At 42.5% G+C, this 26,425-nt stretch carries 21 protein-coding genes; 6 read left to right on the forward strand and 15 right to left on the reverse strand.

Going from position 1 to position 26,425, the window contains the following annotated elements; all coding sequences use genetic code 11:
* The first annotated feature begins 14 nt into the window (after positions 1 to 14).
* Complete coding sequence (locus OEG80_RS07355; protein WP_201550793.1) at positions 15 to 1,016, forward strand: TerC family protein; 1,002 nt, start codon at positions 15 to 17, stop codon at positions 1,014 to 1,016.
* A gap of 391 nt (positions 1,017 to 1,407) precedes the next feature.
* On the opposite strand, the gene OEG80_RS07360 is transcribed toward OEG80_RS07355, so the two are convergent.
* From OEG80_RS07360 to OEG80_RS07375, 4 genes are all read right to left on the reverse strand, one after another.
* The gene (locus OEG80_RS07360) at positions 1,408 to 2,295 is read right to left on the reverse strand and encodes an SDR family NAD(P)-dependent oxidoreductase (protein WP_020443284.1); all 888 of its coding nucleotides are present in this window, start codon (positions 2,293 to 2,295) and stop codon (positions 1,408 to 1,410) included.
* A gap of 165 nt (positions 2,296 to 2,460) precedes the next feature.
* Positions 2,461 to 3,492, reverse strand: coding sequence for a tRNA dihydrouridine synthase DusB (gene dusB, locus OEG80_RS07365; RefSeq protein WP_201531300.1), 1,032 nt, complete (start codon positions 3,490 to 3,492; stop codon positions 2,461 to 2,463).
* 129 nt (positions 3,493 to 3,621) lie between these two features.
* Positions 3,622 to 5,670, reverse strand: coding sequence for a BCCT family transporter (locus OEG80_RS07370; RefSeq protein ID WP_149408547.1), 2,049 nt, complete (start codon positions 5,668 to 5,670; stop codon positions 3,622 to 3,624).
* A 220-nt stretch (positions 5,671 to 5,890) separates the two neighbouring features.
* On the reverse strand, positions 5,891 to 6,331 hold the full coding sequence (locus OEG80_RS07375) for an HIT family protein (RefSeq protein ID WP_020443281.1): 441 nt from the start codon (positions 6,329 to 6,331) through the stop codon (positions 5,891 to 5,893).
* Between the two features lie 238 nt (positions 6,332 to 6,569).
* Here OEG80_RS07375 and OEG80_RS07380 point away from each other — a divergent pair, with 238 nt between their 5' ends.
* From OEG80_RS07380 to OEG80_RS07390, 3 genes are all read left to right on the forward strand, one after another.
* On the forward strand, positions 6,570 to 7,343 hold the full coding sequence (locus OEG80_RS07380; protein ID WP_149408549.1) for a hypothetical protein: 774 nt from the start codon (positions 6,570 to 6,572) through the stop codon (positions 7,341 to 7,343).
* A 180-nt stretch (positions 7,344 to 7,523) separates the two neighbouring features.
* Positions 7,524 to 9,434 carry a dihydroxy-acid dehydratase gene (ilvD, locus tag OEG80_RS07385; protein ID WP_263240119.1) on the forward strand — a complete coding sequence of 637 codons (1,911 nt, stop codon included), beginning with the start codon at positions 7,524 to 7,526 and terminating at the stop codon, positions 9,432 to 9,434.
* Between the two features lie 211 nt (positions 9,435 to 9,645).
* Positions 9,646 to 10,893: a cation:proton antiporter gene (locus OEG80_RS07390; RefSeq protein WP_011513410.1), complete on the forward strand. Its 1,248-nt coding sequence runs from the start codon at positions 9,646 to 9,648 to the stop codon at positions 10,891 to 10,893.
* 57 nt (positions 10,894 to 10,950) lie between these two features.
* On the opposite strand, the gene OEG80_RS07395 is transcribed toward OEG80_RS07390, so the two are convergent.
* From OEG80_RS07395 to OEG80_RS07410, 4 genes are all read right to left on the reverse strand, one after another.
* Positions 10,951 to 12,423, reverse strand: coding sequence for a serine hydrolase domain-containing protein (locus OEG80_RS07395; RefSeq protein WP_149408553.1), 1,473 nt, complete (start codon positions 12,421 to 12,423; stop codon positions 10,951 to 10,953).
* A 166-nt stretch (positions 12,424 to 12,589) separates the two neighbouring features.
* On the reverse strand, positions 12,590 to 13,147 hold the full coding sequence (locus tag OEG80_RS07400) for a beta-lactamase hydrolase domain-containing protein (RefSeq protein ID WP_149408555.1): 558 nt from the start codon (positions 13,145 to 13,147) through the stop codon (positions 12,590 to 12,592).
* Positions 13,148 to 13,196: 49 nt separating this feature from the next.
* On the reverse strand, positions 13,197 to 14,114 hold the full coding sequence (locus OEG80_RS07405; protein WP_149408557.1) for a MaoC family dehydratase: 918 nt from the start codon (positions 14,112 to 14,114) through the stop codon (positions 13,197 to 13,199).
* A gap of 298 nt (positions 14,115 to 14,412) precedes the next feature.
* Entirely contained in the window at positions 14,413 to 15,813 is a 1,401-nt protein-coding gene (locus OEG80_RS07410; RefSeq protein ID WP_263240120.1) for a 3-oxoacyl-ACP reductase, read from the reverse strand.
* A 642-nt stretch (positions 15,814 to 16,455) separates the two neighbouring features.
* Here OEG80_RS07410 and OEG80_RS07415 point away from each other — a divergent pair.
* Together OEG80_RS07415 and ppk2 are read left to right on the forward strand one after the other, a co-directional pair.
* A complete protein-coding gene (locus tag OEG80_RS07415; RefSeq protein ID WP_149408561.1) occupies positions 16,456 to 18,072 on the forward strand; it encodes an acetyl-CoA C-acetyltransferase in 1,617 nt (538 codons plus the stop codon).
* 281 nt (positions 18,073 to 18,353) lie between these two features.
* On the forward strand, positions 18,354 to 19,367 hold the full coding sequence (gene ppk2 / locus OEG80_RS07420) for a polyphosphate kinase 2 (protein WP_011513404.1): 1,014 nt from the start codon (positions 18,354 to 18,356) through the stop codon (positions 19,365 to 19,367).
* A gap of 106 nt (positions 19,368 to 19,473) precedes the next feature.
* On the opposite strand, the gene OEG80_RS07425 is transcribed toward ppk2, so the two are convergent.
* From OEG80_RS07425 to OEG80_RS07455, 7 genes are all read right to left on the reverse strand, one after another.
* Positions 19,474 to 19,821, reverse strand: coding sequence for a PilZ domain-containing protein (locus OEG80_RS07425; protein WP_011513403.1), 348 nt, complete (start codon positions 19,819 to 19,821; stop codon positions 19,474 to 19,476).
* Positions 19,822 to 19,959: 138 nt separating this feature from the next.
* Complete coding sequence (locus tag OEG80_RS07430; RefSeq protein ID WP_041772513.1) at positions 19,960 to 21,078, reverse strand: DNA polymerase III subunit delta'; 1,119 nt, start codon at positions 21,076 to 21,078, stop codon at positions 19,960 to 19,962.
* A 142-nt stretch (positions 21,079 to 21,220) separates the two neighbouring features.
* On the reverse strand, positions 21,221 to 22,027 hold the full coding sequence (gene kdsB / locus OEG80_RS07435; protein ID WP_020443271.1) for a 3-deoxy-manno-octulosonate cytidylyltransferase: 807 nt from the start codon (positions 22,025 to 22,027) through the stop codon (positions 21,221 to 21,223).
* 48 nt (positions 22,028 to 22,075) lie between these two features.
* Positions 22,076 to 23,194, reverse strand: a complete 1,119-nt coding sequence (gene lpxK, locus OEG80_RS07440; protein ID WP_149408563.1) for a tetraacyldisaccharide 4'-kinase — start codon at positions 23,192 to 23,194, stop codon at positions 22,076 to 22,078.
* 2 nt (positions 23,195 to 23,196) lie between these two features.
* Entirely contained in the window at positions 23,197 to 24,993 is a 1,797-nt protein-coding gene (gene msbA / locus OEG80_RS07445; RefSeq protein WP_263240123.1) for a lipid A export permease/ATP-binding protein MsbA, read from the reverse strand.
* Between the two features lie 131 nt (positions 24,994 to 25,124).
* Positions 25,125 to 25,556 (reverse strand): ExbD/TolR family protein, encoded by a 432-nt coding sequence (locus OEG80_RS07450; RefSeq protein WP_263240125.1) that lies wholly within the window; start codon positions 25,554 to 25,556, stop codon positions 25,125 to 25,127.
* 89 nt (positions 25,557 to 25,645) lie between these two features.
* On the reverse strand, positions 25,646 to 26,380 hold the full coding sequence (locus tag OEG80_RS07455) for a MotA/TolQ/ExbB proton channel family protein (RefSeq protein ID WP_020443267.1): 735 nt from the start codon (positions 26,378 to 26,380) through the stop codon (positions 25,646 to 25,648).
* Positions 26,381 to 26,425: the final 45 nt, after the last annotated feature.

Consider the following 26,425-nt stretch of genomic DNA (forward strand, 5'->3'; position numbering starts at 1 on the left):
ACTTGAGGAACATTGTGGAAACCATCGGCACCCCTTGGCTATATGCCATTTTTTTTGTAATAGTCGCAGTCATGTTACTGATCGACTTTTTAGGTTTTAAGCACAAACATACGCCAGAGAGTTCTGATGTAAACGCAGTACAAGAGAACCAACCTGTTTCTATTAAATTGGCTGCGGTATGGAGTATTGCTTGGGTCAGTGTATCTGCTATATTCGCAGGCGGATTATGGTGGTATTTAAACGCAGAATTGGGTGTAGCAGTTGCCAATCAAAAAACCTTAGAGTTTGTGACTGGTTATTTAATCGAAAAATCACTAGCCATTGATAACGTATTTGTTTGGCTTATGATTTTTGGCGCGTTTGCTGTTCCACCTGCGTTACAGCGCCGTATACTATTGTATGGCGTGATAGGCGCTATCGTTTTACGTACTATTTTTATTCTTGCAGGCGCATGGCTAATCCAAGAGTTTTCATGGGTACTTTATATCTTTGGTGCGTTCTTGGTTTATACCGGTTATAAATTTTTAAAAGGTGGCCACGACGAACCTGTCGACCTTGAGGAAATGAAGCTATTAAAATGGCTACGTAGACACATGCGCATTACGTCCACGCTACGAGGCGAAAAGTTTTTAGTGCGTGAAAACGGTCTATTGTGGGCGACACCCATGTTGGTAGTATTAATTTTAGTCGAAATCTCTGATGTTATTTTTGCAGTTGATTCTATTCCTGCTATTTTTGCCATTACCACCGACCCATTCATTGTATTAAGTGCTAACTTATTCGCTATTTTAGGTCTGCGTGCTATGTTCTTCCTATTAGCAGGCGCAGCAGCCACAATGCACTACTTACCATATGGGCTAGGCGTGATAATGACATTTATTGGTATAAAAATGCTTCTACTTGATCTTTATCACGTTCCAATAGCAGCTTCTTTAGGCTTTATTGCAGTAGTGCTAATTATTACTGGATTGATGTCATGGCGTTATGCCAAAAATAATCCGCAGGCGCAGATATAAATCAATATAGTACTAACTTGGTAAGCGCTTGATGCCAAGTTGGTACTACATATATCAAGTCCCTCTAATATTTTCTAAATACTAAGAATTGAAGCAAGGAATAAAGCTTACAGTAATAGGAATTAAGATAGTCATGATGCATGTCTTAATTTCCATTACGTATATGCTTAAGAGCACATCTGCATTTTTTTAATGAGTTAGTTCATCAACATATCTCTTGTAACAAAAGGCTTAAGTTCTCATTAGGAAAAACCGTCCTTCTTCCCATAACGAGCCTTATGTTAAATAGAAATCCACTGCTGCCTACCCGTCTGTATCATTATCAATGCTTTTAAGGCACTAAAAAAGGATACCGAAGTATCCTTTTTTGGTTATACATAATAAATACAATCTAGTGATGCTCACCCGGTAAGATTCTGGCAAAGGCACGTTGAGCAAGGTTTGGTTTTTTATCGGTGGTTTGAGCGGCGCGAGTGCTCGGGAAAATGCGATAACCCATCGATTGAATACCAACGTTAATCGCTGGTGCTAATGAATAAGTAGCCGACGCAAACTTGCCCATGTTGCTGGCAATACTGTTTGGTTTATGAACGATCGCTTTGGCGACCATCATTGCGGCCTCATCTGGCATAAGCGCTGGCATATAACGATAAAGCTTAGTTGGCTCAATCATCGGCGTGCGTACCAATGGCATAAAGATATTGGTTATCGTCACATTATCGCCTTTGACTTCTGCAGCTAGACAACGGCTAAAGGCATCCAAGGCCGATTTTGAGGCGACATACGCGGCAAAACGCGGACTGTTTGCCAATACACCAATTGATGAAATATTCACAATTTGACCCGTTTGACGTTCAATCATCGTCGGCAAAAACCCAAGAATGATTTTGACTGCGCCAAAGTAATTAATATCCATGGTACGCTCAAAATCATGGAAACGTTCAGTGGATTCGTGAACCGAGCGTCGTATCGAGCGACCGGCATTATTTACCAAGACATCAACGTGACCAAAGTCCGCCAAAATTTGCGTGCTAACTTTTTCAATGGCATCCATATTGGTCAAATCACAAGGATAATAACTTGCCTTACCACCAAGCTCTTCGATACTTTCTTTAACCGCTTTTAGCTTCTCTTCAGTACGTGCCAACAAAATGACATGAGCACCGCATTCACTAAGCAAAAAAGCAGTACGCTCACCAATACCGCTTGATGCCCCCGTTATAATAATATTTTTGTCTTGAACTGCTTTACCGATTGCTTTTTTTGAAGGGTTAGCCATGAAACATCCTTTTAAAAATTAGACTTCCGTTAATATTTACCTAAATCATAACAAAGAAATATAGGTTAAAGGAAATAAATAAGCAATAAAGCCAGTTTAACTGGATAGACATTCTTACTAGATGAAGTATGGATCACTTTGTGCTCGACATATGCTCTTCATTGTTTATTCATGAGCATTCAAAAAATCCTCTACCACACGGAACTGTCCGGCGGTACTTTCCTCACCATACATGGCTTGCCTAAAGGCGTTAGAGTTCGGAATACCGGTGGTATACCAAGCAATGTGCTTGCGAGCAATACGGCAGCCTGAGTATTCACCATAAAAACCGTATAGCTCTTCTAAATGTGTCAGTACAATTCCTTTTATCTCGCTAACACTGGGTGATGCCAGCGTCTCACCTGTGCGCAAAAAATGCTCAATATCGCGAAATATCCATGGTTGTCCTTGGGCAGCGCGTCCAATCATCACCGCATCACAGCCGGTCAACTCATAAACACGCTGCGCTTTTTGCGCGCTGTCTATATCGCCATTTGCGATGACTGGAATGCTAATACTTTCTTTGACCTCACGTATCAGCTCATAACGCGCCTCTCCGGTATACATATCTTCACGCGTGCGTCCATGGATGGCAATAGCAGCTATACCCGCTTGCTCTGCTCGCTTTGCAACGCGCAAAATATTTTCACGTCCATTCTCATAGCCCAAGCGCGTTTTTAAAGTAACGGGCGCATCGACGGCATTCACCGCAGCATCTAGCAAGCGCGCAACCAAGTCTTCATCTTGCAATAGTGCAGAGCCTGCCAATTTACGGCAAACCTTTTTGGCAGGGCAGCCCATATTAATATCAATAATTTGTGCACCATTATCAATCTGATAACGCGCCGCTTCTGCCAATTTATCAGGTTCAGCTCCAGCAATTTGTGCCGAAATAGGCGCGATTTCATTATCAAAATTGGCACGATAGAGCGATTTTTTGCGCGCATACAATGCCGTATCAGCGATAATCATTTCACTGACTGCATGACCTGCACCAAAAGATTTGCACAATCTGCGAAAAGGATTGTCTGTCACGCCAGCCATCGGTGCAACTATCAAACGGTTCTCAATCGTCAAGCCGCCAATCACGAGTGGCTGCAATAAAGGATGGTCTGAGGTAGGATTAGACGAAAGTAAAACTGGAGAATCAATAGACATAAAAAACGGCTTGATTGGTAATGAAAACAAGCCGTTATTCTAAGGATTCGTGCGCATATTGCAAGGGATTACGTAATCATTTGCTCAGCTCATAAAGTTTATCAACATTGAATGTCCTGTTTAATATACCTATTTATCAAACACACTGCCCTGCTCAAGCGTTATATCTTCATCATGCTCTTGCATACGCCACGGTAAAATATCTGGTGAGACATTGACAAAGTGTAGATACTTCTCAAACTGATCGATAATGTCATTAATAATCGACACTGATTCATAACCATATAAATCATAGGTCTGACCACCACGGCGCAAATACACTTCAGCACGGTAATGGTGCTCTTGCGGCAATTTGTTTGCCATATCTTCCGTATAATAATCAGGAATATCATGCTCTGATAAGCGAACCTCGTACCAGAACTCCACATTATCGCCACTTCTCAATTCTAATACAGCGCGGTTATTGATCTCATCATAATTCACATCAGGCAACCAACCTGTATCGGCGAACTTCTCAGCCACTTCGTGCATAGAAGATAAAATCGTTCCTCTGATATAACTAAGCACTTTATCGCGTGTTGGCTGCTCAGTCATATAATCAATACGCTCGCGCCAAGCCTCTAGTTTCAGTAGATGCGGTGGCAAATGGTTGTCGTTACCTAAACTCTGGTTACGATGACCTTCAATACGCAGCGCTCGCCACATGCCAAATATCGAAATTAATATGATAACGGCAAAGGGTAAGGCGCTGACAATAGCGGCAGTCTGCAATGCTGTTAGTCCACCAGCGACCAGCAGCGCTGCAGCAACTGCCCCTTCAGTCACTACCCAAAATGTACGTTGCCACCATGGCGTATCACTACGACCACCGGCTGCAAGCGAGTCAATCACCAAAGACCCTGAATCCGATGAGGTCACAAAAAAGGTAATAATTAATAGTACTGTTAATGACGACACTATCTGAGTAAAAGGTAAGTTCTCTAATAATTTAAATAATGCAATTGCTTGGTTGTTCTGCACTTCAGTAATGAGTGCATCATAGCCATCAACCATAATCATATGGAGCGCTGTATCGCCAAAAACTGCGAACCAGAAGAATGTAAAGAAGGTTGGTACTAACATCACGCCTAATACAAACTCACGGATAGTACGACCCCGACTAATCTTGGCAATAAACAATCCGACAAAGGGTGCCCAAGCAATCGTCCATGCAAAGATAAAGAGTGTCCAACTGCCGATCCAATCACTCGATTGATAAGCCTGTAAACTAAAAGTACGCTCAACAATATTGCCTAAATAGCTGCCCGTGTTTTCCATAAAGGCGTTTAGAATAAAGATGGTTGGACCCACGATAAAAACAAACAGCATCAGCCCCGTTGCTAACATCATGTTCAAAATTGAGAGTCGCTTTACCCCTTTATCCATGCCAGCGAGAACAGATGCCAAAGCTGCTAGTGTCACCAGCGCAATGATAATCACCTGAACTGTAATACTAACAGGTATCGTATTTGGTAATAGATAATTTAACCCGGCATTGATCTGTGATACAGAAATCCCCAAACTGGTCGCAATACCGAACATCGTGCCCACAATGGCAAACACATCAACAGTATGTCCAATCGGACCATAAATTTTATCACCAATCAATGGATATAATGTCGAGCGCATGGATAGTGGTAAGCCATGACGAAAAGAGAAGTAAGCCAGTGACAAACCAACCACACCATAGATCGCCCAAATATGAAAACCCCAGTGAAAATAGGCAATTTGCATCGCTTCTTTGGCAGCTTCAATAGTCTGCGGCGTTGAAAGCGGCGGACTGGCAAAGTGTATGACTGGCTCTGCTACGCCATAGAATAATAAAGCAATCCCATACCCTGCAGAAAACAGCATGGCAAACCATTCAAGAAAATTATACTCAGCCTGAGCATGATCTGGTCCCAGTTTAATACTGCCATAAGACGAAAACGCCAAGACAATAATAAACATCAAAAATATAGCGACTGCTAGCATATAGAACCAGCCGAAAGTCTCGGTGGTAAAATTCAGAACGGTGCTAAATAGTTCCCCAGCAGACTCAGGATTAATGGCAGTACCAATCACTAATAGCAGCATAATGGCTGCTGCCGGCACGAAGACGGGCAATAAGATAGTAGAACGGGAGGATTTGTTCTTCATAAGCAGATTCTTATATTAACGATCAAGTAGACTTAATGTTTACCACAAACCGATTACTAACCCCAGTATTGCTGCCCATTTGTCACATTACTTGAACTATTGTTACAGCACTATTACCTAAAAACAAAAAAGGCAACTTGTTAGTTGCCCTTTTATTATTATCTAAAGAGTAAGTACTATCTGTTCTTTTAACTCAGAACAATGATAGACGTTTTTAAAATTACGCAGTAATAATCGCTGCCAGTTGTTCAGCTGTTTTTGCAAGCTCGGCATGATCTGCTTGTGTGACGGCATGGTGACCAAGCTCATGAATACTAGAAGGAATCAGGTGCACATGATAATGAAACACCGTTTGCCCTGCTTCTGCACCATTTAGCTGCATTTGGATAATGCCTTCACGATCAAATACCTGACGCTGGGCTTCCATGACTTTTTTAGCCGTCATCAACACAGCTGCCGCGTATTCAGGTTCAAGATCGGCTAAGTCCACCGCTTTTTGCTTAGGAATGACTAAAACATGCCCCTTTGCTTGTGGCATGATATCCATAAAAGCAAGAGTCTTATCATCTTCATAAACTTTATGATAAGGGATATCGCCATCGAGCATTTTGGCAAAAATATTATCGTCTTTATAAGTAGTTTGCGGATTGGCTTGGCTCATTATCTTATTCCTTTAACCTGTATTATTATTGAATCAAAGTTAGTATTGATTGGATAGCGAGTATTAAACGAATACTTACACCATTAAATATAGTGGACGAAATCTCACTTAAGTACAAGTATCAGATAATCACTGATTGATCTTCATGAACTAACTTGCTGCTTTCGTTGATGATTAAATTATTGACGAGCCATGCGCGATAAATGTTATATTAATCTACTCTCTCGATGACCTTACCATGATGGATTTGACTGCCTTGCCAACTCAATTATCTAATAATACTGACGCTCATACGCAGTCTATCAATGACGCTACCATAAATAATGGTGAGCATAAGCAAACGCTTGGGGCAAATAACCTTCCAGCTACTGACCCAAATGCCATTATATTAGCGCAAGCATTGACTGATAAAGCCATAAGTTGGCGTATTCATAACTGTAAAATCAGTCAAAAGACCCTCACTCAAGACTTACCGCTGCCATTTTTATATCATTATGACAGTTTGGACGATGTCGTTAAGCAGACCCATCCTTTAACCCCAAAGCTACTGGCACAGTTTAATACACCGATGACAGCGCAAGAAGCTGCCAAGCTAATTGGTATCGATGAAGCACTCATATCCAATCCGTGGCATGTCAAAGTGATTGGCTCATTGGTGGTATTTAGTGAAGCATTACAACTCGCTGTCCGTTTGCATTGGACCAATACTGGTAAAGAGACGCAGCAGATTTATACTAAAGATAAAGATGATGCTATCATTGCAGCCTTTAAGGAATGGCAGTTTTTTGGTCGTATTGATATCCTGTATAAAAACAACAAACAAGCACTGATTAGTATTGACGAGCTGAGCATTGATACAGAAACCAATCAGCCGCTACCATTGACGATAGAAGCCAATATGGAGTATCAATACCTACCAGCGACTCACGCCTTAGTCGTCATTGCCAAGCTAGAAGCAGATAAAGCTGAGCTCCCTTGGTTTGAAACCGCTATTTTGGAGCGCATTGCATAAATGATTGACCCTTAAGTCTTGTTTGTTATAGGTTAATTATTTTCAGTTACTCATATCTAATGGTATGGTAACGACTTAGTATTATTCACTAGTACTCGCCCGGTATAAAAAGCACACTATCAACATTGCAGCGGATGCTGCACATATTAATAAATCTCGCTCATTTGTAAGGAATACCACATGGATTATAATTCAAAAACCTCTACCGGCGGTCGTAATATGGCAGGTGCTCGTGCCCTGTGGCGCGCAACTGGCATGACTGATGGCGACTTTGGCAAACCTATTATTGCCATTGCCAACTCTTTTACCCAGTTTGTACCCGGCCATGTGCATTTAAAAGATTTGGGACAAATGGTTGCACGCGAAATTGAAAAAGCGGGTGGCGTGGCAAAAGAATTTAATACCATTGCTGTTGATGATGGTATTGCCATGGGTCATAGCGGTATGTTGTATTCACTACCGAGTCGAGATTTGATTGCTGATTCTGTCGAGTATATGGTCAATGCCCACTGCGCCGATGCGCTAGTATGTATTTCTAACTGCGATAAAATCACTCCGGGTATGTTGATGGCAGCCATGCGCCTCAATATCCCCGTCGTCTTTATTTCAGGTGGCCCAATGGAAGCGGGTAAAATTATCGCCAGCACAGTCGCACACAGTCATAATAATGATGGTAGTAGCGACGTCCATAGCACTGACAGTAAAGGTAATGCCATTCGTAAGCTTGACCTCGTCGATGCGATGATGGACGCGGCTGATGATAGCATTAGTGATGAAGATGTCGCTGCTATTGAAGCCTCAGCGTGCCCTACCTGTGGGTCGTGCTCTGGCATGTTCACTGCCAACTCGATGAATTGCTTGACCGAAGCATTAGGATTGGCATTACCGGGTAATGGATCACTATTGGCAACCCATTCGCTACGTCGCGAGCTATTCCTAGAAGCTGGTCGTACCATCGTGTCACTAGCCAAACGTCGCTACGAGCAAGATGATGATTCAGTCCTACCGCGCTCTATCGCCACTAAAGCCGCGTTTGAAAATGCCATGACTTTAGACATCGCCATGGGCGGCTCTACCAATACTATTTTGCATTTGCTCGCTGCTGCACATGAAGCCGAAGTCGACTTCAAAATGCACGATATTGACCGTTTAAGTCGTGGTGTACCTTGTTTGGCTAAAGTTGCCCCTGCTTCACAAAAGTATCATATGGAAGATGTACATCGTGCTGGCGGTGTCTTTGCGCTATTGGCCGAGCTTGACCGTGCTGGTTTGCTGCATACCGATTTGCCAACTATCCATAGTGCCACGATGAAAGAAGCGATTGATAAATGGGATATTATGAATCCTGACAATCTTGAAGCACGTGCACGCTATATCGCAGCCCCTGGTGGCGTACGGACGACTGAGGCTTTCTCACAATCAAAAGAGTGGTCAAATCTGGATGTAAACCGTGAATCCGGCTGTATCCGAAGTGCCCAACATGCCTATTCGACTGATGGCGGTCTTGCCGTTCTATACGGAAATATTGCTGAGCGTGGCTGTGTGGTCAAAACTGCCGGCGTTGATGACAGCATCTTGGTTTTCACCGGACGTGCACGCATCTTTGAATCACAAGATGACGCAGTAGCAGCGGTGCTTGATGATCAAATCGTCGCAGGCGATGTGGTTATCATCCGTTTTGAGGGTCCAAAAGGCGGTCCTGGTATGCAAGAGATGCTCTACCCGACGACTTATCTAAAATCTAAAGGCCTAGGCAAAGAATGTGCGCTGCTTACAGATGGTCGCTTCTCTGGTGGGACATCAGGCTTGTCTATTGGTCATGCCAGCCCAGAAGCCGCTGAAGGCGGCGCCATTGGCCTCGTGCAAGAAGGCGATACTATCTATATTGATATCCCAAACCGTACCATCAATATGCAGGTCAGTGATGAAGAGTTAGCTGCTCGCCGCGAAGAAATGGAAAGTCGTGGACGTGATGCTTGGAAACCCGTCAGCCGTGAGCGTCATGTCTCTCCTGCTTTACGTGCCTATGCCGCAATGACCACCAGCGCCGATACGGGCGCTGTACGTGACGTCAGCCAAGTTGAACGTTAGACAATAATATTTAAGTACCCTTCTTGAACTGAATTTATTAAGCCTGCGCAATGCAGGCTTTTTTTCACCAAAAAACAACGTATCTATCTATTTAATCACTATCTGATAACGATTTTTTGCGATATTTAGATGTTTTTACCGTCATTATAAACGGCTACTAAGTGTGACTTTTTTAAACTTTAAATTAAATATAACAGCGTGCACCAACCTCATGATTGAAAATTACAATTTATTCTTATTGGTTTGCGGCATTGCCTTCGTATTCGGTGCGCTATTTCCGATTATCTTTAAACGCACGCCTATCTCCCTGCCCATGCTGCAATTAAGCTTTGGTTTGATGATGGGCTATTTTTGGACAAGTTTGGCATTTTTGAACCCTATCGATAATGGACTGATTATCGAAAAACTGACTGAAATCGTAGTGTTGGTTTCTTTGGTCGGTGCGGGTATCAAGATTGATACTGAGCTGTCTTGGCGATTATGGCGTCCGACGATGCGCCTACTCCTGATTACCATGCCCATCGGTATCTTTGCGATGGCAGTATTAGGTTACTATGCCTTTGGTATGACAATAGGTGCTGCGATTTTACTCGGCGCTGTCCTTGCCCCAACGGATCCGGTATTGGCCTCTAGCATTCAAGTTGGACCGCCCAATACCGGAGGTGAAGATACACCACGCTTTACCTTAACCTCAGAGGCAGGGTTAAATGATGGGCTTGCCTTCCCTTTTGTATATCTTGCGATTAAGATCGCAGAAGCCTATAGCGAAGGAGAGCGTTTTACGGGCGATATGCTGTGGTCTTGGTTTACCCATGATGTATTGTGGAAGATTGGCGCAGGGTTACTGGTCGGCATCTTCGTTGGCAAAGTCATGGCAAAGTTGGTGTTCTCAAAGTATAGCCGTGAGACGACTATGTCTCAAGGTTATGTGGTCATTGCCTTAACTTTGGTGGCATATGGATTGGCAGAATACGTCCATAGTTATGGCTTTATTGCCGTGTTCGTCGCGGCATTTGCGTTCCGTCGTTCAGAATCTGAACACACTTACCACCATAAATTGCATGATTTTGCTGAGCAATCAGAAGGTTTACTCATGTCACTGGTGCTTGTCATCTTTGGCATGTTCCTTGGACAAGGTCTACAAGCTGGCGTTGAGCTAACATGGCGCGTCTATATCGTCAGCTTTACTTTTTTATTATTGATTCGTCCGCTTGGCGGCTTTATTGCCTTATCAGGGCTGAATCTACCGCGCACTGAAAAATATGCCATATCAGCCCTAGGTATCCGCGGCATCGGTACCCTGTACTACTTATCTTATGCACTCAACCAAGGGTTTTTTAATGATGAAGATGCCCTTAAACTTTGGATAGTGTGCTCAATTGTGATTTTGGCGTCTATTTTTATACATGGTTTAACAGCAAAACAGCTGCTTAAAATGACACCAAACAAAGCGCAATAATAAGATAAACAGTATTTCTTTAACTAAAGAATGCTATTTATAAATCACTAACGCTGATTAAATTTCAGTATTAATTAGATCCAAGACTGCTTCCGTCAGCGCAAACTGGCGGATATCGTTGAGCATGGTCACATCAAAATTATGGACAAAGGCAAACGATAGCTGCCGCTCAGGGTCGCACCACGCAACTGAACCGTTATAGCCCATGTGTCCAAAACTTTGTGGCGCATGAAATTTTGTATTGTGAGTGTTTACCTCAAAATTATCGCTATTACAAATACTAAAGCGGCGATGATAACCCAAGCGCCAATCCATATGGGCTGGCATAACGGCATCCATACCAGTGACTTGCGGCGTTGATAGCTGCTTAAAGGTTGCCTCATCAATGAGTGTTTTCCCTTGCCATATACCACCATTAGCCAACATCGCATAAATCGTCGCCAGTGCATGTGCTGATGCGACGCCATTGGCAGCAGGGATAGTAGCTTGTAAAGTCTGCGGATGATAATAGTCAATCGGTTCTTTGCTCGCAAGTAACAGGGCTGCTTTATAGTTTTTAAGATTCAGCTGACTGTTATCAAAGTATAGACGGTTGATTTGTGCCGTATCCAATGTTGGCAGTACTTTCTCTATCTGCTCTTTATTATCAGCTGTTACTGATTGGATTGCATACTGATTGGCTGCTTGTTGTTGCCAGCAGGCATAGCTCGGTAAATTGCTATAAGTTTGCAAGGTATCTACTGAATCTGGTTTTAAAACTGGTTTATGACGGCGGGAACGTGGCTGCGGTTGTGAGCTTTCTTGTGCATTTTCTGACACTTCTTCTACTGACTCAAAGTTTTTAACCAATCGCGCAACCTTGTCGACCTGATTTTCTGGTATACCAAAGTAGCAGCTGTTAGCAATACCTAATGGCTCTGTTAGATAATGGCGTAACGCTTGAGCCAGTGGCATCGCAGTAACGGCTTCTATCACGCCGCCCAGCACCCAACCATAGACCAAGGCACTGTAAGCACTGTCGTATAATTCCGCCTGCTCAGGGGCAGTCACAGGCATTGCTGCAATTTTCTCTAGCATCATACTCCAATCAAGGACGATTTCATTATCGAGGTCAATACTTTGAATCGAAAAAAGATTGGCTTGATGCGACATCACACTGCGTAAAGTGATTTTCTCTTTATTTTGCACGCCAAATGCTGACCAGTAATGGGCAATCGGTAGATCATAATCCAGTTTTTTCTGTGATACCAATACATGAACCAGTGTCGCCAAGATGCCTTTGCCAGTCGAAAAGTTCAATGATAAAGTATCTGGATTCCATGATAAATCAGCACGTGCTAACCCCACACTTGCCTGTGCGATACATTTGCCAGCTTTATAAACCACTAATGCGCCGCCTGCTGGCGCATCATCAAGCTGCAAATCTGTTAGCAGTTGTTGAAGCCGACGTTGGATATGATTGTCAGTATATGTACCTACGGTAGCGTTTTGATGGGTAGTCGTAGAGATGCTTTCATTATTATTTTTCATAAGTGCCCTGTTCTATTTTATATTTATGAAGTTATTCAGTTTAAAGCCTGTTATACATCTTATCAGGATAAAAAATCTCTATCCTCCAAAATATTTTTATAATGTATCACACAATAAAAAAGGCAACCCTAAGGTCGCCTTTTTTATTGTTAGGGATATTTATGATTTAACGCGGTACTAGCAATCGATTATGAACCTCTTCTGCAAGTTTAGTCAAACCATGACTACGCCCACGCTCCATAGCCGTATCCATTTTACGTCCACGTAACCAACCAGCTCGTAAGGCTATGGCAGCGCCAACACGATTGCCAGAGCCACAATGCATGGCAATTTTTTTGCCATGATGCTGACGTAGTATGTTATCAAACGCCAGTATTTTAAGCTGTTTCAAGTCAGCAGTGCCATTGATAGGTAAATGCTCGTATTGCATACCTGCTTGCTCTACAGCTGTACTTTCATCGAATTTCAGCTCTTCATCAGGCTGCAAGTTAATAACCAACTCAACTCCAGCTGCTGCCAATGCGGCCACCTTTTCATCATCAAGCGCACCGCATACGATGGTATTTTCATCAGGACGAAAATATGGCTCAAATATGGTGGCAAGATGGATGCCATTATCGTTGCTACTAGTGTCGGCACTGCTAGCATCAGCAACTGCTGCTTTGTCTACCGCAGCTGAATGATCAGAGCATTCGGTGCTTTTTGAATTTTCATGTAAAGTCATAAGGATAAATGTTTTCAATAGTAATGATTTTTGATATAAAAATTATATTTTACTTCGCTTTATCCTGCAAGGTAATCACACCAGCAAGATGCGGCTTGTCATTTTTTGCACTAAACAAACCAAACTGGCAAGTATCTTCTGCGCCTTCTAATTGAGCAAGTGGATCAGCGATAAGCTCTACTTCAGATGGTAAGAAAATAGGCAGCTTAAATGACACCTCAACCGTACAAGCATCAGGCAGCTCGCCCATCATTGCCAAACACTTAGCTTTTGACCACATACCATGAGCAATAGCTTTTGGAAAACCAAAGGCACGTGCTGATAATGGATGCAAATGTATCAGGTTAAAATCACCAGAGACAAACGCATAACGGCGACCGATATCTTCTGGCACTTCAAAAATACTGTGAACACCCTCTTCATTGATTGATGGCTTAACGGCTACTGGACGCGGCGTACTCTTTTTGTCCTTACTGCTGGCAGGTTTTTTGCTGCGTGATAGATAAGTCGACGTGCCTTCCCAAATGATTTCTTCTGCTGCCTTTACCGTGGTGACAAAATCAAACTGCTGACCTTGGGCATGGTCACGCAAATTATCAAACATCACTGACATAGCAACCGTTTCACTCTGCTTAATGGCACGATACTGGGTCACGCTGTTATCGACGTGAACCAGTCCTAGCATAGCAAATGGAAATGGCTCTTTGACCATCATATTCATCTGTAACGCCTGTGAAAGCACCGAAAAATACGTAATTGGCACATTGCCATCGTCTGCAAAGCCGCAAATTTTACGATAATCATTTAGATTGCTTTGATCAATATGCAAATCATCTACAAAATATGTCGCTTGCGGCAACTCATCGCGGCTGACTTTACCATTATTACCGATAGGCAATAGGCTTTTGACAATATTTGCATAGGTAGTATGCGCTTTGGGCAACGCATCATAATGTTTGTCTGACATAATACATCCTAAGTTGGGATTGAGTAGTTTTTTGATGGCATTTAATATGCTATGAATTCGATGACTAAAATATAAGATGAAATCCTAAAATAGGCGCAACGGTGTTTGGCTTATTGTCACTTTGTTTTTATCATAAAAAAGCCACCCTTGGGCAGCTTTATTACAATTTATGAGCAGTTTTTTCGTAAGCATATGTGAAGTAACATCAACACCTTGCTTAATAAAGGCAATCAGCGACCAGCTTTATGGCTCACATAGCCCTCGTTATTATCTGCATTTCCATATGGTATTAGGACAATTATGCACCTAATAAACTTTGACCGCAAACGCGGATAACGTTGCCATTTAGACCACCAGAGGCAGGTGAGGCAAACCATGCGATGGTTTCTGCAACATCGACTGGTAAACCGCCTTGGCTCATCGAGTTCATACGACGACCTGCTTCACGGATAGCAAATGGAATCGCTTCAGTCATTTGCGTTTCGATAAATCCTGGCGCAACTGCATTGATGGTCATGCCTTTTGCATTGTCTTCTAGCTGCTTGGCGGTTGCATTGACTAAACCAATGACACCAGCTTTTGAGGTCGCATAGTTGGTTTGGCCCAAGTTGCCAGCGATACCTGAGATTGAAGACACACAGACGATACGTGCAGCATCTTTTAATACATCGTTATCTAGTAAATAACGGTTGAGCTTAGCGATACTTCCCAAATTGATATTGAGCACCATATCCCACTGTTTATCATCCATATTTGCTAGTGTTTTATCGCGGGTGATACCAGCATTATGAATCACTGAATCCAAACCACCCCGTTTTTGTGCAGCTTCTGCGATTTCTTTACCAGCATCAGCACTGGTAATATCCACTGTCAAAGCCGAACCACTAATTTCACTTGCCACTTTCTGCAAGTCAGCTTGCTGCTGTGGTACATCTAAACAAATAACATGCGCCCCTTCACGAGCCAATACACGGGCAATTGCTTCACCAATACCGCGACTTGCGCCAGTGACAAGCATGGTTTTGCCACCTAATGGTTGGTTCCAATCGACATCGACATTGGAACCATTACTGACACGTACGACCTGTCCTGACACATAAGCTGAACGCGCTGACGTAAAAAAACGTAGCGTTGAGTCTAAATTCTGCTCTGCGCCTGCTTCAACATAGATAAGCTGTGCGGTAATACCACGTTTAAACTCTTTACCAACTGATTTTACAAAACCTTCAAGGGCACGCTGCGCCAATGCGGCTTCGATATCAGTCAACGCTTCTGGTGGACGACCAATGACGATCACTCGACCTGATTTTTCGACACGGCGCGCAACGCTATGAAAGAACTCGTACACTTGTTTGAGCTCTTCAGCATTGCTAATATTGCTGGCATCAAACAATAAGACTTTAAACTTATCATCACTGCCAGTATTGGCTTTGGCTTTAACGCCTGCATCCGACAGGGTATCTTTTACGTCATCACCACTATTTACAAAGATTTCCGTATGCAGCTCTGACAAAATACGAGCCACTGACGCACTAACTGCGTTATTGCCACCATTAGCACGACCAACCAGCACGCTGCCACGTACCAAAGGTTGACCACTATCAAAACGGTCAAGATCTACTGGCATTGGTAAGCCTAAATTCTTTGCAACCTTTTTACCAATAGACGACTGAACAAAATCACCATAACGGTCTGACATAATATAATCCTTTAATTGATGAGTAAGATAATAGTAAACAAGAATAAAATGTATCTATGATGAAATGCGCGCTATTAAAGTGCATTGATTATAAAAACTACCTGTATAAAGCGACATTAACATCATCATTTATAAATAATAAGTACTTATTAAATAGGTTAGAAACGGTCTTAACTATACACATTCATACCGAATAAGTCCAAAAACCACTAATGTCCATAGCAATATGTAGACAAGCCAGTATACAAGATGGTCTATTTTTCTGCCGTTAAAGGATTTTAGTTTGTGCTAAACTAAGACCTATAAGTTATAGCAAATCCATTTATCGATAACAATATATTATCAAACCTACGATTATGCAATGCTTTTAATCAGTACTAGCCAGTTTATAAAGCTTGTATTTATCCTTGTAAACACTGCAATATCCATGGTTAAGCGTCACATCGTTTGCTAAAGATATACAGTAAGGTTATAAAAAGCGTCTTATGCTATATGACAATAATGTGTAATATATATCGCAATAAATGGTAATACGTATCTAAAGTATTTTAGGTGTTTTTAGAATAAAGACTTCTATTATTTAAATATTTTTTTGATAACTTCCCTTTTCTATTTCTACCCATATTTTTTAAGGATAATATTATGAGTAACAAAAGCAATCACCCAGATAGTCCTGTTGTTGAGACCACAGTGGTAAAAGCCAGTGATGCTAAGAGCACTGATACTGCTGTAAAATCAGACACCACTGATGCTAAAAAAACAGATGCCAAAGCAGCAGAACCAAAAGCTGATAGCGCTAAAAAAGAAACCGTAGCAAAAGATAGTAAAACCACTGCTACGAAAGAGGATAACGCAGCTAAAGAAAGTGCAGCAAAAGGTAACAGCGATAAAAAAGAAGCACCTAAAAAGGCTGACGCGACTCCTGCTAAGAAAACAAATACTGTGGCTAAAAAAGCAAGTACGACTAAGCTTAGCTCAGGTCAGAACCGTGTGGCTATCCTAGGTGGCAACCGTATCCCATTTGCTCGCTCAAACGGCTCATATGCTGATGTTAGCAACACGGATATGCTCACTGCTGCGTTAGATGGTTTGGTCGAGCGTTTTAACTTACAAGATGAAAAAATCGGCGAAGTCGTTGCTGGTGCAGTTATGAAACTGAGCCGCGATATCAACTTGACTCGTGAAGCGACATTAAATACTGCACTTAACCCACATACCCCAACGTATGATATCTCTCAAGCTTGTGGTACTGGCTTGCAAGCGACGTTTGCTTCTGCCAATAAAATCGCGCTTGGTATCATCGATTCAGCTATTACTGGCGGTGTTGATACTACTTCTGATGCGCCTATCGCAGTCGGTGATGGCTTACGTAAAGTATTGATTAAATTGGGTGCAGCTAAAGACAATAAACAACGCCTAAAAGCATTGATGGGTCTAAACCCGAAAGATTTACTTGATACGCCGCAAAATGGTGAGCCACGTACTGGTTTATCTATGGGCGACCATCAAGCGATCACTACGCTTGAATGGAACATCAGCCGTGAAGCGCAAGATGAGCTTGCCTTCAATAGTCATCAAAACCTAGCACGCGCTTATGACGAAGGTTTCTTTGATGATTTAATTACCCCATATAAAGGTCTGACCCGCGATAACAACTTGCGTCCAGATACCACTTTAGAGAAGCTAGCTAAGCTCAAGCCTGTTTTTGGTAAGAAGAATGCTAAGCCAACCATGACTGCAGCTAACTCTACCCCATTGACTGATGGTGCATCTTGTATCCTATTGGGTACTGATGAGTGGGCGGCAGCACATGGTCTAAAACCATTGGCTTATATCGTCCATCAAGAAACAGCGGCTGTTGATTTCATCGGTAAATCTGGTGATACAGAAGGCTTGCTCATGGCACCGGCCTATGCCGTACCGCGTATGCTTGAGCGTGCTGGTTTGACGCTACAAGATTTCGATTTTTATGAAATCCATGAAGCTTTTGCTTCACAAGTATTATCAACGCTTGCTGCATGGGAAGACGAGAAGTTCTGTGAAGAGCGTCTAGGTCTTGACGCGCCACTAGGCTCTATCGATCGTAGTAAGCTAAACGTCAACGGCTCATCACTTGCTGCAGGTCATCCATTTGCTGCAACCGGTGGTCGTATCCTAGCCACTGCTGCCAAACTATTAGATCAAAAAGGCTCAGGTCGTGCGCTTATCTCTATTTGCGCCGCTGGCGGTCAAGGTGTGACCTGTATCTTAGAAAAATAGTGATATGTAAATACAACGTGTAAGACTAATGCAGTTTTAAAAATACCCTCTAATCAATAGATTAGAGGGTATTTTTTTATCTAAATAAATATTGGCTACTTTATTAACACAATAATGAAGCTTACTCTACTCATAGAATTGAGCGTGCTATGCTAAAGTAAAGATGGGTATAAAACAGAATAAAGATATTTGTAAAAACGACACTTATATCGACGTACTTTTGGATTTAATGGACTATAAGATAGTAACGGCATAATAAAAATATTTATCAGGAGCGCATCATGGGTAAAAAACCCTTAATAATTGACCCGACATCTTTAACCGAGCAAGAACGCAGTAAATTAACCACACCTGAGCAAGTGACATTCATAGAGCGTATGGATAAAGATCTTTTGAACGATGAGCTAAAACGCAAGATGCACCAAGACTTAATTGACAGTTATGATGAAGAGCTTGAGAATGAAATAGACGATTATGTACGCGATTTCCGGTTTGATGGTCGCGAGATGAGTGAGCAAGAGCGGTTAGATCGGCGTACCTACTTTCAAGAGCTGGTACGTTTACAACGTGAGCTGATTAAACTGCAAGATTGGGTCGTTGATCGCGGTGAGCGCATTGTGGTGATATTCGAAGGACGTGATTCTGCGGGTAAAGGTGGGGCGATTAAACGTATCACCCAACGATTAAACCCCCGTGTTTGTCGAGTGGCTGCGCTACCTGCACCTACTGAACGTGAACAATCACAGTGGTATTTTCAGCGTTATGTGGCGCATTTACCTGCTGCAGGCGAGATTGTCTTATTCGATCGTAGCTGGTATAACCGCGTGGGCGTCGAGCGTGTTATGGGGTTTTGTACGGATGCGCAGTACGAAGAGTTTTTTCAATCAGTACCAGAGTTTGAGCGTATGCTGGTACGTTCGGGCATACGTTTGGTAAAATATTGGTTTTCAATTACTGATGATGAACAGCATTCTCGATTTATGAGCCGGATTCATGACCCACTGAAACAGTGGAAGCTGTCAGCGATGGATTTGCAATCACGGCGACGCTGGGAAGATTATACAAAAGCAAAAGAGACGATGTTTGAGCGTACGCACATTCCTGAAGCGCCTTGGTGGGTGGTTGAGGGCAATAATAAAAAACGTGCAAGGCTCAATTGTATTGCCCATTTACTTGAGCAAATTCCTTATAAAGAAGTGCCACGCGATGAGGTGGAGCTACCTGATCGTAAGCGCGATGATGAATATTATCGCGAGCCTATTCCTGATGATATGTATGTGCCGCCGCGCTATTAATTATTAGCATTCACACTGTCTAAAAAATATTGCTCATAAAAAAGCCTTATAAAGAGTTATAAGGCTTTTTTTATACAGTCATTATAATTGCTGATAAATATTAAAACTACATAGTATAAGTAGCCTGCAAACTGTCGATCTTACCTGCCAATAGACGCTCAACTTCGTTCTTTATTCTTAATCCCGTAATGTCCGTGCCCATTTGGACTGCAAAACCTACTGGACGACCACTTTGAGCTTTAGAATTAATCCAAACTACCTTGCCATTCATAGGCAAACGCTCGCTAGAATTGGGCAAAGTAACAGCAATAAAAACCTCGTCACCCAGTTTTTGCGCTCGATCAGACGGCACGAACAATGCCCCATTGGTAACAAAGGACAGATAGCTTGCATATAGCATATCTATGTTTTCAATATGACAGGTTAAAATCCCACCACGTCCTGGCATTGCCATAGTCAGCTTCCTTTATCAATGAGGTTTACAGTATTTTTTCACACAGGGTTATCTTGTATAGTATTAGAGTATAAATACTGATAATAAGTTTAATGGCATGCACTGATATGCGAGAGCATCTTTAGGCTTTGTTGTCTATTACAAGCAAGCCAAATCTTGCATCAGCTTATCATAGGCGAATTTTTCTTGCACGTTTTGTTGCAGCGCAATTTTTGTCTGTTGTAAGCTATGCGCAAACACCTCTAACCTACTATCAATAGGTTGACAATCATTTAAATTGATTAAAAAATTAATGTCTTTTTGCTGCGCTTCAAAGCCCAAACCAACACGGCGGATATCGATTATCATGAGTTCAGACAGCTGGATAAATTCGACAATACCAAGTTGGGTTTGCCAATAGTCACTTGCCGCCACGCTACTGCGCTTACCGCTACGTAATGCCTGCCATGTTGTCAGCCATAGTGCGCGCTTGCTATACCATGGCGCTTGAGCCAGTGCCACAGCTGCTAAAGGCGCACCATTTGCTAACTGGATAAGCTGCTCAATGGCATCTGTACCAACCGCTTCACGATGAATATTGCTGCCCAATGCTTTAGTCACATAATCCACTGCGACAGCAGGGTCAATCGTCTGTAATGCCAATTGCTGAACACGGCTTTTAATCGTTGGGAGCAACTGTGCAGGGGCATCACTAATCAGAAATAAATGGACTTGGGCTTGGGGTTCTTCCAAGGTTTTAAGTAGCGCATTGGCGGCGGCAATGGTCATTTTCTCAGCATGATCTAATACGCAAATACGCATTCCCTGCCCGCCTTGATAAATAAAAGGCTGCAAGGCACGAATATCATCCACCTTTATTTTTAATGACGCGTTACTCGCTGTCTTAGCAGATTTTTTATCTTTTGTACTATTAGCTAACGCTTCTTTTTGAGCGCTGCTATCAGCATTGACTGGCAGGCTGACTAGCGGTAGCACTTGTAAGCTTGGATGCGTACCTGATCTAAGCCATTGACAGCTCTCACAATGACCGCAAGCGCCGAGTGGATGCTCATCACGCGCGCGGCATAATAACCATGCCACCAATCGCCATACAAAAGCGCGCTTGCCCATGCCTTGCATACCAGCTGCTAACAGCGCATGAGGTAGAGATTGCTGCGGCGCTAGTACCCGCATTGTCAGCTGCGACCAAAGTTCGTGTTGCCATGGCAATAGTGGCGCAAAATACATATCATCTGTCATATTTGTCAGCTCACTCATGGCACTCACTTAATATCTTTCAATTAAAAATCTGTGTTAGAGCATAATTTCTAAGAGTAATTTGGAATAAAAATAATGCTATAAAATTTAATTAAAACTATTTTAATAGAAACTGTATTTTTATTGCTTAGGCTATTCTACATTAATAATCTTGGAAATCTGTCAAACTCATGGCATTTAAACGATCCAAATCTTCTTGCGTATCGACACCTGCAGGTAATGAGCAGGCAGCTTTAGCAATGGCGATATGTCCACCATTTTCCAACACACGTAATTGCTCTAAGCTTTCTAGTATTTCAAGCGGCGTTTGTGACCAGTGAACAAATTGCTGTAGCAAACTGACACGATAAGCATATAAGCCTAGATGACGATAGGCATTTTTTGGCGGCTGTTTATTATTCTCACTGGTTAATACAACATCACGATTACAAGGAATCGGCGCGCGACTAAAATAAAGCGCTCGTTGTTGGTCATTGGACTTCTGACTGACCACTTTAACGACGGATGGGCGCATAAAGGTATCATAGTCCTCGATTGGCTCACATAAAGTTGCCATGACGCTCTCTACATCTTGTACCAATAATGTTTTAACTTGCTCTAGTAACAATGGTGGCACTAGTGGTTCGTCACCTTGCATATTAACCACTATATCATGGGCAGCCCAGCCTTTGATGGCAGCCACTTCAGCCAAACGGTCCGTACCTGAAGCATGTTCACTGCTTGTCATCACTACATCAAAACCTGCATCTAGACAAACTTTTGCAATCGACTCATCATCGGTTGCAATACACATATCATCGGCAAAATCCGCCAATCGTGCCTTTTCAGCTACCCAAATTATCATGGGCTTGCCATGAATGGTTAATAATGGCTTGTTAGGTAGACGTGTACTTTTTAGACGCGCAGGAATGACGATATGAGTTTTGACGGGCATAAGGGCTGATGACATAATATGTTCCTATAAAACCTTTTAAATCTTTATATGATAAACGCTATATTATTGCTTTCTCATGCTTATATCGATGTCCAAGGTTTGCAATTGCTGTTGTAAACTCTCGTAACAACTCTCTGACAATACTGCGGTCACTGGCAATACCCATAATCTGCTGACTAACTCTTTATACTCGTCACTCAGCGCATGATTAATAATGGCTTGCATTATCAAAGCTTTTATTTTCACGGCATCTTTACTGGTCACGATAATAGGATAGTCAGTATACTGCAACAGTTCATCCAGACTAAAATCATAATGGTCAGGATAAGGATGCGGAAACACTTCAAAACCAAGCGCATTTAAAGTATCAAAAAAACGCTGAGGATACCCAATGCCGCTCACCGCATGTACCTGGCTGCTTTTTTCAGGTACCATAGCTACTACGGCTAAATTATCTATCTGATTATTAGATGACCACAACAGCTCCAAATCATCCGCTTGTAAATGCATCGTTAAATGCTCAGTTAGAAGCGTATTATGATCAGATTTATTGTATATCGATGATGTAGCTGCCTTTTGATGATAAATGACATTAGCACCCTTTAATCGTGAAATGGGTTCGCGTAAAAATCCTGTCGGTAGCAACTGTTTATTCCCAAACCCTCGCGCTGCATCTACCACAACCCATTCAATATCACGTTGCAGCGCATAATGCTGTAAGCCATCATCAGCTATAATAAGCTGTAGATCTGGATAAGCCTCTAGCAAAATAGCAATCGCTTGCTGACGGTTAGGAGATACGGCCATGGCTGGCCCTGTCGTATTAACAATGAGACATGGCTCATCACCGACGACATTAGGGACGCTCTCTGTATTAACCAATAATGGCATCTGGCTGCTATCACCGCCATAACCGCGACTGATAACCCCTACTTTAATGCCTTGCTGCTGCAAATGTCGAACCAAAGCAATAATTAATGGTGTCTTTCCGCTACCACCCACCGTGATATTACCGATGACCATGACTGGAATAGGCGCACGGTAACTGGAAAAAACACCTACTTTATAAGCTTGGCGGCGCAGTACCATCAACAGTGCATACAGCCAACTCACTGGCAACAGTAGCCAAAGCCAAGCCGCTTTACGTTGCCATGCACGTGTTATTATCGTTTCAATATTCATAATTATTCAAAATCACGCGCATACATCTGCGCATAATGACCATGCAATTGCATCAGCTCAGCATGGGTGCCAAGCTCAACAATCTGACCACCGTCTAGTACAGCAATGCGATCAGCAGACTCAATTGTCGTCAATCGATGTGCAATAACCAGTGTCGTGCGATTCTTAATAATATTATCGAGCGCTTTTTGTATATAATATTCTGACTCATTATCTAAAGCACTAGTAGCTTCATCCAATATCAAAATTGGCGCATCTTTTAGCAGAGCACGTGCAATCGATAGACGCTGACGCTGACCGCCAGAGAGTTGTAAACCTTCAGCACCGATTTCACTTTGATAGCCATTTGGCATTTGCATAATGAAATCATGAGCAAAGGCATCTTTTGCTGCTTGCTCAACTTCAGCTGGAGTTTTATGAGCCAAACTGCCATAAGCAATATTATTAAACACAGTGGTATTAAACAGTACCACTTGCTGATTGACCATCGCAATCTGGGCACGTAAGCTTTCAAGCTTAATGTCTTCAATGGGCATACCGTCTAGCGTAATCTGCCCTGAAGAAGTGGTTAACGTACGTGTGAGTAAATTGACTAAAGATGATTTACCCGCGCCACTACGTCCAACGAGCGCTACTGTCTCGCCTGCACGTATATCCAAATTAAAGTCGTGTAGTGCCACGGTTGAATCTGGATAAACCAAGCTGACATTATCCAGTTTAATCTCACCTGCCAAGGCAGGACTAAGCCCACCAGTATCTGCTTCTTCCGGCTCATCTAATAAAGCAAATATCGATTCACCAGCTGCAAGCCCTCTCTGCAGTTGTTGATTGACATCCGTCAATGAGCGTACTGGCTTACTTAAGAGACCTGCTGCTGCGATATAAGAGATAAACTGACCTGCTGAGATATCGTCTATCACCGCAGGGCGTAGCGCTAGCCAAACCACGACTGCCATTGCCATTGCCATCAATAACTGTACTGCTGGGGTATTGATACTATTGGTCACAACAACCTTCATGCCTTGGCGTAGGTTTTTCTTAGATGTCACATCGAAGCGCTTGGACTCGTATGCTTGTCCACCATAATTTTTGACCACTTGATAACCATTGATGACTTCATTGGTGATATGACTGACATCACCCATCGTTTCTTGAATACCTTTGGAAAGCTTCAAATAACGCTTTGACGCTACACGGATAAGCCATAAAATCGGTGGCAGCACAACGAATAAAATCAGCGTCAAACGCCAGTTGCTATAAAGCAAAAAACCCATCAAGGCAACCACGGTGAGACCGTCACGTAATAACGTTTTCATCGAATCGGTGCTAGCAGCGGTCACCTGCTCAACATCAAAAATAAGCTTAGATGAAATCGTCCCTGCCGGATTGGCCAAATAGAATGAGCTTGGCAAACGCAGTAACTTATTAAACACTTCTACGCGCAGCTCATAGACCAAATTTCGTGACACCAATGCCGTATAGTAATTACCCAAAAAGCTACCCACACCGCGCACAAAGAACAACATCACAATAATAAACGGAAATAAATCCTGTTTACTTTGATCGTTCTGATTGATAGCATCGGTGATGTATTGCAAGAGTTTGGCAATCCAAATCTCGGTGGCGGCATTAATAGCAAAACCGATGATAGTGAGCAATATTGCCCACCAGTATGGTTTTAAATAAGCCAGTAAACGCATGAGCGTCTTGCGTTTAGGCGGATTTAACGTCGCCACTGTTGGTGCTACTGGTGTTTTAGCAGAAGTTTTTGTAGAGTCAGGTTGGTAAGCTTGGCTCATAAAAGCCTCAATATAGGTATAAGAACGAGAGTAAATGGCATTGATAAAGCAGTAACTTGCAATGATGTATATAGCCATAAAAAAGAGTGATGGTGCTTAATACTGAGAACACGCTATAAGCTTATTCAGATTTATTGCGGTAACGCTTGACCAAGTGGTACAACGGTACTGATGTTTATATTTAAAAAGCCCAATTTGCCAGCGATATCCATCACTCTTACCACTGATTGATGTGTGGCATTGGCATCAGCGGCAATCACAAATAGCATATCACGATTACTGCCCGCCTCTTGCTGCAACATACTGGTGAGTTCCGCTTCATTGCTACTGGCAAGGGTAATACCATTGACCAAGTAGCTGCCATCTTCTTGTACAGCTACCTCGATACTATTTTTCTCTTCAGTCAGTGCCACACCTTCCGCTTCAGGCAAAATAATATTTAAGCGGCTAAAGTGATTGAACGAGGTTGCTAGTAGCAAAAACACGATTAAAAATAATAAACAATCAATCATTGGGGTCAGATTAATTTCAAGCGGCTCAACGGTTGGTTTTCTAAAGCGCATGTCACTCTCTTCAATAGTCGTGATATTCGATACTAATCTGACCAATATAGCGTTTTCACAATGCCATTATGGCGCTGCTAAAAATACAACTATAGAGTAGCCGTTGCCGTTTTATCTAAACCAAATCCGTCAATTGAGTGCTGATCTCTTATGCTAGCATCTACTGCAGCATGAGTAACTTGCTTAGATGTATTAGGAATATGGGTGTTTTCTAACAGTTGATAATCGTACAACTCTTGAACCATCAATCCTGCTTGGGTTTCAAATTGCGCATTGATATCGATGATACGGCGCTGAAAATAGCGATAGGCTACCAACGCTGGGATGGCAACTATCATGCCGGCCGCAGTCGTAATCAGAGCTTGCGACACCCCTGCAGCAAGCATCGTTGGGTCTTGCATCGCACCATCAGTAATCGCTAAGAACGATGAGATAATACCCAGTACTGTACCCAACAGGCCAAGTAAAGGGGCAATCGCTCCGATAGTACCAAGCATATTGATGTTTTTTTCTAATTGATGTACTTGTACGCTTGCACGATTTTGCATATGCATCGTCATCGACTCTAAGCCGTATTGACGATAGAGCAAACCCGTTGCTAGGATATCACCTAGCGCAGTCTTTTCTTTGACATTCATCAGCTGCGTACGACCAATGTCACCATTTTCACGAAGGCGAGTAATCAGCTGCTCACGCAATCTATTTGGGGCAACCTTGTTAAACTGTAAGGTATGGCTACGCTCAATAATAATCACCAATGCTAAAATAGAGCACAATACAATAGGTGTCATCAGCCAACCACCCGCTTTTACCAACTCCCACATATCAACTCTCTTTTATATTTTGATAAAAATAGCGGTCATCAAGAT

It is taken from the genome of Psychrobacter sp. SC65A.3, assembly GCF_025642195.1.
GTDB lineage: Bacteria > Pseudomonadota > Gammaproteobacteria > Pseudomonadales > Moraxellaceae > Psychrobacter > Psychrobacter cryohalolentis.